Here is a 10,181-nt window from a genome sequence, read left to right as displayed (position 1 = left end):
AACTTCCCTCCTTTTCTATAATTTTCTGATTCATACGCATCTTATTTTATCATAAAGATTCAAAGTTTTCCACAAGAACTGGAAAAGAATTCACATTGTTAGCTGAAGTTATCCACAGAATGTGAATAAAGTTAAAATTTCTTATTTTAATAGGCTTCCTAATTGATTTAACAGTGGATAATCTTGTTATTTTTAAAAAAGAAAATAACAGTTTTATTTAAAACTGTTTATAATTCTTTGATATTCTTCTTCGCTTTCAAAAGGAATAATCAGCTTTCCTTTACTCTGGTTTTTTAACTGAATAGAAACTTCCAGACCGAGAATTTTTTTAATTTTTTCCTCTTCAGATTTAGCAAACAGTTCCTTATTAGGTTTCTTTTTGAGAATCTTTTTTTGCTGGAGAAGCTTTTCAACTGCTCGAACCGATAAATCTTCTCGACAGATTTTTTTCAGCCACAGTAACTGTTCTTCTTCTTTTAAGGGGACCAGCAGGCGAGCATGTCCTTGAGATATCTCTTCTTCCTTGATAGCTTGACGAACTTCTTTGGATAATTGTAAAAGTCTGACAATATTGCTTATATAGGGTCTAGATTTTCCCATGATTTTAGCAATTTCATCATGTGTCAAGTCTTTGTCAATCAAATTTTGATAAGACTCAGCCTCTTCTATAGGATTCAAGTCTTCTCTTTGAAGATTTTCGATAATGGCCTGTTTCAGCATGTCATCATCAGATAATTCTTTGACGACAGCTGGGATTGTTTCTAGGCCAAGAAAAGAGGCAGCTCTAAATCTCCGTTCTCCTGCTAAAATTTCATAACCAAAAAGTGAAGATTTCCGAAGAATGATTGGCTGAATGAGACCATTTTCTTTGATTGATGCCGCTAATTCTTCAATCTTTTTTTGTGAGAACTCTTTACGAGGCTGATAAGGGTTGTTTCGAATATCTTTAAGTGCAATATATTGAAAATTTTCCATTTGTATATAGAATAACACACCTTTACGATTGTGTAAAGGTGTGTTGACAATCTTGTAAATAGGTTAATTTGAGCTTAGCTCTTTTGTTGATTTAGTGAGTTTGATTTTGACTGTTTGAGATTTACCATCTCGATAATAAGTAATCTCTACCTCATCTCCAATGCTATGCTTGTAGAGAGCAGACTGAAGGTCACTAGTGGATTCCACATCTGTGTTATCTACTTTTGTAATGACATCATTTTTTTGAAGTTTGCCATCAGCAGGCATCCCTTGCTGAACAGAGCGAACAAGAATACCTGATTTCACTGAAGAAGGAAGATTTAATTTAGAAAAATCAGAAGTTGTCAGATTAGATAAATCCATCATTTGAATTCCCAAAGCAGGACGTGTGACTGTTCCATTTTTCTCAAGTTGATTGATAATATTTACGACATCATTAGATGGAATGGCAAATCCCATCCCTTCAACAGAGGTTTGGCCATTTGTTGAAATTTTACTTGAAGTAATTCCAATAACTTGTCCTTGAATGTTAATCAAAGGACCACCAGAGTTACCAGGATTGATTGCAGCATCTGTTTGTAGTGCAGTTGTTGAAATATTTTCACCATTTTCAGATTGTAACGTAACGTTTCTGCCTAAACTAGAAATAATTCCTTGTGTTACAGAGTTAGCGTATTCTGTTCCAAGAGGACTTCCGATAGCGATAGCTGTTTCACCAACTGTCAGAGAACCAGAATCTCCAAATTCAGCGATATCAGTTACTTTTTCAGAGCTAATTTTAACGACAGAGATATCTGAATAAACATCTGATCCAACTACTTCACCTGGAACCTTGTTTCCATCAGCTAGCAAGATATCTACATTGGTTGATCCGTTCAGAACGTGGGTGTTGGTTACCAGATAGGCTGATTTTCCATCTTTTTTATAAATTACGCCAGAACCTTCACTGGAGATTTGTGATTCATCGTTGGAAGATTCATCATTGATAACGCTGCTGGAAGATTCAGCATAAGTAATTACTGAAACAACAGCATTTTGAACCTTTTTCACAGCTTTTGAAATGTCTGTAGAGTTTTTATATGAAGTAGTTACACTAGTTGTTGAATTTCCATTCATTTTTACGCGTGAAGTTAGTAATGTAGTAACATAATTTCCTAAACTTCCGCCTATAAAACCTACAATTAATACTGCAAAAAGCAATAAAGCCTTTTTAATGGCATTTGAAGAGTTTTTCATGTTTTCCTCCTTGAATTACAATTGATGAAATTATATTTAGACAAACTTAATTATAACTTAAATCCTCTAAGTTTTCCACACCTTGTGGAAAACTTAGAAAAACTGTTGATAGGCATTAGAAAATACACAGATTTGACGATTCCCAGATAAATTTTACTTGTTAATAAAGTGTGAAGTATAGATGAATATGATAGAATAAACTTATGAAAATAAAACTTGTAACAGTTGGAAAACTGAAAGAAAAATATTTAAAGGATGGAATTGCTGAATACGTGAAGCGTCTCAATCGATTCTGCAAGGTGGAAATGATTGAGCTAGCGGATGAAAAAACACCTGATAAAGCTAGTGATTTAGAAAATCAGCAGATTCTTGAAAAAGAAGGAAATAAAATTCTGGCTAAAATCAATGAGCGTGAATTTGTTATTGCTTTGGCAATTGAAGGAAAGCAATTTCCGTCAGAAAAGTTTAGTCAGCTCATGATGGATACTACAGTGCATGGCTTTTCTGATATCACTTTTGTTATTGGGGGAAGTTTAGGTTTATATCCTGCAGTAAAAAAACGGGCAAATCTTCTAATGAGTTTTGGCAAATTAACCTTACCTCATCAACTGATGCGCCTTGTTTTAATAGAGCAAATCTATCGAGCTTTTATGATTCAGCAGGGGAGTCCTTATCATAAGTAATCTTGACGGCAATCCTATTTTCTGATAGAATGAGATAGTATTGGTCTCATAGCTCAGCTGGATAGAGCATTCGCCTTCTAAGCGAACGGTCGCAGGTTCGAATCCTGCTGAGATCAGAAATGTAAAAAATGCGAAATATTTTACAATATTTCGTGTTTTTTTCTTCTATTTTTTTGGTATAATGTCATTTCGGGGATAAAAAATGACATTTCAGGGAAAATTGTCACTAACTCTTTCTATTTTTCTATAATGATAAATGTAAGGTGACTTACAAGATAAAAAGATAGGAGATAGTTATGAAAATCTATTCTTTTCAAATTGCTTTAAATAGCAATTCACTTGTTCAAACCTTTTGGGATTTAAGAGGTGTTCCAAATCCATGGGGTTGGATTTTTGGAAGATAAGAATTTTAAAGTTTAGGGGAGAAATTTATGTCACTTGAAATAATTGGATTAATTATTCATCCTTTTATTAATGTAGCTGCATTTTTAGTTATTTTATCAAAAATCACTAAAATTAAGCATACTCGCTTTTTTGTATCTGTTTGCTTTGGTCTTGAGATTATAGTTCCGTTTATAATTGCTTTTTTAGGACACATATTTTCATTTTCTAGCACAATTCCATCATATACACTGTCATTTTTTCTCCCTCTATTTTTAGTTTGGTATTTTTGTAGAGTTGAAAAAATTAAAAAATATCAATCTTTCTTACTTTCCTTCTTTTTATGTTTGTCAATTGATAGCTCTACTACTTTCTTTTCAGTTATTATTTCATCTGTTTTAGGAGATGATTTTGTAGCTCAGTACATGGGCTTGTTTCTGACATGTATCAACTTAATATCCTTGTTCTTTATGGCAAAGGTTATTGATATTTTTGATTTCAGAATAGATTATCTTAAAAGAAGTTTCTTTAAATCTCATATTCTGATGATTAGTAGTTTATATGCAATGAATTGGCTGATTTTAAATCTTTCTCACTGGATTAGTAATATAAAGCATTTCAACAGTTTTAGCAGTATGATTGCTACTATTTGTTTCTTGGCCTTTCTTTCTACCTTGGTGACATTTAAGGACAGCCGTGAGAAATACGAGAAAGAAGAGCGTTTGCGTCAAAAAGAATCTGAACAGCTTCGACTTCAGGAATATACTGATGAAATTGTGAGATTGTACCATGAAATCAAAGGATTTCGTCATGATTATGCTAGCATGTTGACGAGTATGCAAGTGGCTATTCAAACTGGAGATATCAAGGAAATTGAGCACATTTATCAAGAGGTCTTGGCTGATGCAAATTTGAACCTGCGTTCAGATAAATATACAGTTTTTGATTTGAATAATGTAGGAGATTCAGCTTTAAGGAGTGTCATGACTGAGACAATCTTTCAAGCGCGTGAACATCAGATTCAGCTGACTTTTGAAGTTAAGGATAAAGTGGAACGCCTTCCAATCAAGTTGTTAGATCTGGTGAGAATTGCTAGTATTTTATTAAATAATGCTATTGAGAGTGCCATTGACAGTCTAGAAAAAATTGTTCATGTTTCTCTGGTTCAGCTGGATGATAAAACCATATTTGTTGTTCAAAATTCTCGTAAAGAAGGAAAATTGGATTTGGAAGAACTCTATCAGCCCGAATTTTCAACTAAAGGAGAAAATAGAGGCTATGGATTGAATAACATCAAGGAAATTTTAGATAGGTATGAATTTATCACTCTTGATACACAAATTGAGCCAAACAATTTTACACAGATTTTAACAATTAGGAGATAGAATTTATGAAAGTGTTAGTTTTAGAGGATACCGTATCTCATCAAGTCAGGATGGAAACGACATTAGCAGAAATTGCTGAGGAACTTGGAATTGACATCCAGGTTCAGGTTACAGGAAAAATCAAAGAATTCAAAAAATATATTGAAAATGGAGACGTTAACCAGCTTTATTTTTTGGATATTGACATTAAAGGAGAGGAAACAAAAGGGCTGGAAGTAGCTCAATTTATCCGTCATCATAATCCTTATGCCATTATAGTTTTTGTAACCTCAAAATCTGAATTTGCTACTATGACTTTTAAATATAAAGTTTCAGCACTTGATTTTATCGATAAAGATATCAACAATGATGCTTTTAAAAATAGAATCAAAGACAGTATTCTTTACACTAAGAGTACACTAATTGAAAATACCAATATGGTAGATTATTTTGAATATAGTTATCGTGGCAATGATGTTCGAATGCCTTATAACGATATTTTGTATATCGAAACGACGGGGAGCTCTCATAAACTTCGGATTGTCGGTAAAAATTTTCTCAAGGAGTTTTATGGAACGATAACAGATATTCAAGAAAAAGATCAGCAATCTAAACGATTTTTTTCACCACATAAATCTTATTTGGTTAATATTGGCAACATTGTTGATTATGACAAGAAAAATCGAGAAATTATTTTTTACGAAAATCATCGCTGTCCGGTCACTCGTTTAAGAGTAAAATATCTGAAAGATATTTTCGAAAATAAAGGGAAAAGAGTTGACAAAGCTTAAAAACCTGATATAATGGAATATGTTCTGAAAGAGAGCATACCATATGGTCCGTTGGTCAAGGGGTTAAGACACCGCCTTTTCACGGCGGTAACACGGGTTCGAATCCCGTACGGACTATATTATCCGGCATAGCTCAGTTGGTAGTAGCGCATGACTGTTAATCATGATGTCGTAGGTTCGAGTCCTACTGCCGGAGCTAGAGACACTCCTAGTGGGTGTTTTTTTATTGTTCAAAAAAAGGCCTTCACTAGCATTTTAATGAAGAGCCTTATTTTTTATATATTTACATTCTATGTCGTCTCCTACGTAGAAAATTATAGCAAACAAATAAGATTATGCCAGATATGAAGGCAATGCCACCTTCTTTCAGTCCATTAGGAATGAAAGTGAGGACAACTTTTCCTTCTCCTTTTTTCACATCTAATTTCATAAAACCGTTTTGAGCTCGTTTTAGTGTGACAGGCTTCTCATTAAGAGTGGCTGACCATCCCTTATCATAAGGAATGGTAAAGAATAATGAAGTATCCTTTTCCGCTCTATAATTTGTTTTTACTGTGTTTAAATCAGTAGTTGTGGAAACGGGCTGCTCTTTTAATTTTTGAATGACATTTTGATATTGCTCAGCATTAACGGCAAAAAATTCTGGCGTATCAAATGAAACTGTCGAATTGTCTGGGAATGTAAAGCGAATAGATACTGTTTGACTTTGACTAAAATAGCCAGCATTAAAGAAAGGGAAAACATTATTAGTTGTATAATGTTCTGTAAAGTTATTGACAGTAATGTCAACATCTGTCTGATCATCATTACTAAAATCAATCCCAGCGACATTGACATATAGTTGACTGTTAGCAGGTACATTGACAGTATAGACTACGCTAGCAAAGCTTGTATTCTGTTCTCTGTCAACATCCACAGTCACTCTGTTACCAATTTGCTTGACATTTTCATTAGTAGTTATAGCATCTACTTTGTCATAATATTTAAAATCAAAGCCAGTCAATCGATTCAAAAATTCTGTCTGATTATCTAAAGTCAAATTTGTAAACTTGACATCATGGTAAATATCATTGGTCAGAAAAGCTAAACCAAGTGCAGCATCATTTTGGTAGAGAGACATTTCTTTTTCAGTTTTTTCAGGAAGAAAACCAAATTTTTGAGGATCTGTTTCAGATAGATTGTAGCGAACACCAAAAATACTGTCCATTAAAATACTGTTGTTTTGATAACGGAGATTCAGATTTGTTCCTGCTGATTTAAAACCAAGTTTATCTAAAGTGGAACTTGCCTGAGTATTTCTGACAGATGAGAACTGGGAAATTCCATTGTAGTTGAATTTCATACTGTCATTTCCCGTTTGTGGATTCAATCTTTCAGTTCTAAAGAAGTCAATATTTTTCTTTTTGGAATAATTGACAAGCTTGTCAATCTCGTCAAGGTGGCTAGCATAAGATGAACGAGTGGCAAATACCCATTCTTTAGCAATTCCTCCAACTTGATAATAGGAATTAAGCGACAATTCAAAAGTAACAAAGAAAAGCAAGACAGGGAGAATGATTTTTGGTTGAATCGAAGATTTTGCTAAGACAAAGCTAATCAAGAGATAAGCCAGCAGAAATTCTAATGTTAGAATATAATTCTCAGGACCCAAAAAGTCATAATGTTTTCTCTGAATAAACGTCATAATGAATCCGAGGCTGAGCAAAGTGAAACTAATGGCAACATTCATTACTTTCACATCTTTCCAACGATTTAAAGTCTCAGCAGCCATATAGATAACTACCAGAGAAAATAACCAAGAATAACGGTGAAGAAACATGTTCGGAGCATGCATTCCCTGCCAAAGTAAGTCTAAATATTGAAGATAAAAACTAGCTATGAAAATTGCAATGAGTAAAAAGTAGCAAAGTTTCACGTGAAACTTAACAGATTTTAAGGTGAAAAATAAGATAGCAAGAATCAATGGGAAGGTGCCGACATAAATCATAGGGATAGAACCATACTTGGTTGTATCAAAACTGCCAATAAAATTTTTAGCAAACACATCTAAGAACCAACTTTTTTCTGTCAGCAAAGAAGAAACTTTTGTCAAGGTTTCACCATGAGTACTTATGTCTAGGTAAGTTGGCAGAATCATGATTAGGCTAGTCAGACCTGCTAAAGCAGATACGATTGTAAAGTCAAGTAAACTTTTAATTCTATTTTTGAAATCCCAAGATAATTGAAGAAGGTACCAAAAGGCCAAAAAGATTGCCATCATATATCCAAAATAATAATTTTGGATGAAGAGAATTGACAGTGTTGTAAAGTATAGTACTCTTCCTTTTCCAGTTATCAACCTATGTAAACCTAGAACAATTAAAGGTGCAAGGATAAACACATCCAGCCAGGTTTTAATTTCCAATTGACTGACTGAAAAACTCATTAAAGAAAATGAAGTCGAAAGAGTGATGATGAGTAAAGCTGGAATCTTTTTGAATATTCCTTTGATGCTGATAAAGGCAGAGAGTCCAATTAATCCAAACTTGATTAAGGTAAATAGATAGATGGCATCTGGCATTGATTTCAAATCAAAGAAATAAACCAAGGGAGATAAGAAGCTACCTAAATAATAACTGGATAAAGCATAGAAATTCTGCCCAAGTCCGCTGGAGAAAGTATAGAAAATACTATCTGTGCCATGAAGGATATTTCTTAGGTTGGTGTCAAAAATGACATACTGATGAAAACCATCACCAAGCAAGGGAGACGTCTCACTATTCCAATAAATTCCATACATCAAGTAGATAAAGAACATGATGAAAAATGGAAGAAGGAAGGCACAAAAATAAGGCCAATTTTTTTTAAAATATTCTTTAATGTGATTCATATTTCTTATATAGAAAGAGGCAGAAACGTTGTTTCATGCCTCTGTAAAGCTTTGTAAACGTAAATTGACAAGAGATTAATCTTTCCAAAGTTCTTTGACTTTTGCCTGAACTTCTTGATTTTCCAAGAATTCATCATAGGTTTCGTCAATGCGGTCAATCACACCATTTTTAGACAGGACAATGATATGGTTGGCCAAGGTTTGAATAAATTCATGGTCGTGACTGGCAAAAATAATGGATCCTTTGAAGTTTTTCAAGCCATCATTTAAGCTGGAGATTGATTCCAAATCTAAGTGATTGGTTGGATCGTCCAAGACTAAAACGTTGGATTTAAGCAACATCAGCTTAGATAGCATAACCCGAACTTTTTCTCCTCCTGACAAGACATTGACAGACTTGTTAACCTCATCTCCAGAAAAAAGCATGCGTCCAAGGAAACCTCGGAGGAAGGTGTTGTCATCCTCTTCTTTGCTAGCAAATTGACGCAGCCAGTCAAGGATTGATTCACCACTAGCAAAGTCACGAGAATTATCTTTTGGTAGGTAAGATTGACTGGTTGTGACACCCCACTTGACAGTTCCTTCATACTCAATATCACCCATTAAAGCACGAATTAAAGCTGTTGTTTGGATGTCGTTTTGACCAATCAAAGCTGTTTTATCGCCAGGACGTAAAATGAAGTTAATATTATCAAGAATAGTTTCTCCGTCTATCTTGACAGAAAGGTTTTCCACTGTCAAGAGATCATTACCGATCTCACGTTCTGCTTTGAAGCTGATAAATGGGTATTTACGGCTAGATGGAACAATTTCTTCTAACTCAATCTTGTCAAGCATCTTTTTACGAGAAGTTGCTTGTTTTGATTTTGAAGCATTGGCAGAAAAACGAGCAACAAATTCTTGAAGTTGCTTGATTTTTTCTTCTGCTTTGGCATTTCGGTCAGCGAGCAGCTTAGCCGCTAGTTCACTTGATTCTTTCCAGAAATCATAGTTTCCGACATAGAGCTTGATTTTTCCAAAGTCAAGGTCGGCCATATGAGTGCAGACTTTATTCAAAAAGTGGCGGTCGTGGGATACAACAATAACTGTATTGTCAAAATCGATAAGAAAGTCTTCCAGCCAAGTAATAGACTGAATATCCAAACCGTTAGTTGGCTCGTCCAGAAGTAAGACATCAGGTTTACCAAAAAGGGCTTTGGCTAAGAGTACTTTAACCTTGTCTCCGTTAGAGAGCTCGCTCATATTTTGGTAGTGAAGATCTTCCGGAATATTGAGATTTTGCAATAATTGTGAGGCTTCACTTTCAGCTTCCCAACCACCTAGTTCAGCAAACTCTCCCTCAAGCTCGGCCGCACGTACACCGTCTTCATCAGAAAAATCAGGCTTCATATAAATAGCATCTTTTTCTTTCATGATGTTGTAGAGATGCTCATTTCCCATAATTACAACATCAATAGCCCGTTCTTCTTCATAGTCAAAGTGGTTCTGGCGGAGGACTGAAAGACGTTCATTTGGTCCTAGAGAAATGTGGCCTGTTGTTGGCTCGATATCACCAGCTAAAATTTTTAAAAAGGTTGATTTTCCAGCGCCGTTAGCTCCAATCAATCCATAAGTATTTCCTTCTGTAAATTTGATGTTGACTTCATCAAACAATTTTCGGTCACTGAAACGCAGTGATACATCTGATACTGTAAGCAATGTCTTTCTCCTATATATATAATCTTCTTCATTTTACTAGAAAACAGAACTTTTTTCAAATAATTCTGAGATAAAAAGAAAAAATCAAAGCAGAAAGAAAAAAGGAGAATAGAATGAACTAAGACTTTTAGGTTTTACAGCTAGAATAGTTTGTCAATTAAGTTTACAAATGTTGTAAAGGCTT

At 34.4% G+C, this 10,181-nt stretch carries 8 protein-coding genes and 3 tRNA genes; 7 read left to right on the top strand and 4 right to left on the bottom strand.

Translation table 11 applies throughout. The features are described 5' to 3' along the window. Window positions 1-213: 213 nt before the first annotated feature. Entirely contained in the window at window positions 214-975 is a 762-nt protein-coding gene (locus J1C91_RS11815; RefSeq protein WP_002908360.1) for a ParB/RepB/Spo0J family partition protein, read from the bottom strand. 63 nt (window positions 976-1,038) lie between these two features. Further along, a complete protein-coding gene (locus J1C91_RS11810; protein WP_002908359.1) occupies window positions 1,039-2,211 on the bottom strand; it encodes a S1C family serine protease in 1,173 nt (390 codons plus the stop codon). A gap of 203 nt (window positions 2,212-2,414) precedes the next feature. Between J1C91_RS11810 and rlmH the strand changes: the two genes are divergently transcribed. The 7 genes from rlmH (at window position 2,415) to J1C91_RS11775 (ending at window position 5,626) form a co-directional block, all read left to right on the top strand. Next, on the top strand, window positions 2,415-2,894 hold the full coding sequence (rlmH, locus tag J1C91_RS11805; RefSeq protein WP_002908358.1) for a 23S rRNA (pseudouridine(1915)-N(3))-methyltransferase RlmH: 480 nt from the start codon (window positions 2,415-2,417) through the stop codon (window positions 2,892-2,894). 42 nt (window positions 2,895-2,936) lie between these two features. Continuing rightward, window positions 2,937-3,010, top strand: a tRNA-Arg gene (locus J1C91_RS11800). A gap of 180 nt (window positions 3,011-3,190) precedes the next feature. Beyond that, window positions 3,191-3,298: a competence protein gene (locus tag J1C91_RS11795; protein WP_002905686.1), complete on the top strand. Its 108-nt coding sequence runs from the start codon at window positions 3,191-3,193 to the stop codon at window positions 3,296-3,298. Window positions 3,299-3,325: 27 nt separating this feature from the next. Beyond that, complete coding sequence (comD, locus tag J1C91_RS11790) at window positions 3,326-4,660, top strand: competence system sensor histidine kinase ComD (protein WP_002908357.1); 1,335 nt, start codon at window positions 3,326-3,328, stop codon at window positions 4,658-4,660. A 5-nt stretch (window positions 4,661-4,665) separates the two neighbouring features. Continuing rightward, complete coding sequence (gene comE, locus J1C91_RS11785) at window positions 4,666-5,430, top strand: competence system response regulator transcription factor ComE (protein ID WP_002899424.1); 765 nt, start codon at window positions 4,666-4,668, stop codon at window positions 5,428-5,430. A gap of 45 nt (window positions 5,431-5,475) precedes the next feature. Then, window positions 5,476-5,547 (top strand) — tRNA-Glu (locus tag J1C91_RS11780). A 5-nt stretch (window positions 5,548-5,552) separates the two neighbouring features. After that, window positions 5,553-5,626 (top strand) — tRNA-Asn (locus J1C91_RS11775). Between the two features lie 87 nt (window positions 5,627-5,713). Here J1C91_RS11775 and J1C91_RS11770 read toward each other — a convergent pair. Together J1C91_RS11770 and J1C91_RS11765 are read right to left on the bottom strand one after the other, a co-directional pair. Then, window positions 5,714-8,299: a YfhO family protein gene (locus J1C91_RS11770; protein ID WP_002908356.1), complete on the bottom strand. Its 2,586-nt coding sequence runs from the start codon at window positions 8,297-8,299 to the stop codon at window positions 5,714-5,716. Between the two features lie 75 nt (window positions 8,300-8,374). Beyond that, the gene (locus J1C91_RS11765) at window positions 8,375-9,997 is read right to left on the bottom strand and encodes an ATP-binding cassette domain-containing protein (protein ID WP_002899531.1); all 1,623 of its coding nucleotides are present in this window, start codon (window positions 9,995-9,997) and stop codon (window positions 8,375-8,377) included. Window positions 9,998-10,181 lie beyond the last annotated feature (184 nt).

It is taken from the genome of Streptococcus sanguinis (genome assembly GCF_050222175.1).
GTDB lineage: Bacteria > Bacillota > Bacilli > Lactobacillales > Streptococcaceae > Streptococcus > Streptococcus sanguinis_M.
Note: the sequence above shows the minus strand (reverse complement) of the source record. Positions and strands in the feature narration are given on the sequence as shown.

What these genes read in the sequence shown, in the direction of transcription:
- rlmH (WP_002908358.1), top strand. Translation starts at nt 2,415, where the DNA reads ATGAAAATAAAACTTGTAACAGTTGGAAAACTGAAAGAAAAATATTTA.
- J1C91_RS11795 (WP_002905686.1), top strand. Translation starts at nt 3,191, where the DNA reads ATGAAAATCTATTCTTTTCAAATTGCTTTAAATAGCAATTCACTTGTT.
- J1C91_RS11815 (WP_002908360.1), bottom strand. Translation starts at nt 975, where the DNA reads ATGGAAAATTTTCAATATATTGCACTTAAAGATATTCGAAACAACCCT.
- J1C91_RS11770 (WP_002908356.1), bottom strand. Translation starts at nt 8,299, where the DNA reads ATGAATCACATTAAAGAATATTTTAAAAAAAATTGGCCTTATTTTTGT.
- J1C91_RS11810 (WP_002908359.1), bottom strand. Translation starts at nt 2,211, where the DNA reads ATGAAAAACTCTTCAAATGCCATTAAAAAGGCTTTATTGCTTTTTGCA.
- comD (WP_002908357.1), top strand. Translation starts at nt 3,326, where the DNA reads ATGTCACTTGAAATAATTGGATTAATTATTCATCCTTTTATTAATGTA.
- comE (WP_002899424.1), top strand. Translation starts at nt 4,666, where the DNA reads ATGAAAGTGTTAGTTTTAGAGGATACCGTATCTCATCAAGTCAGGATG.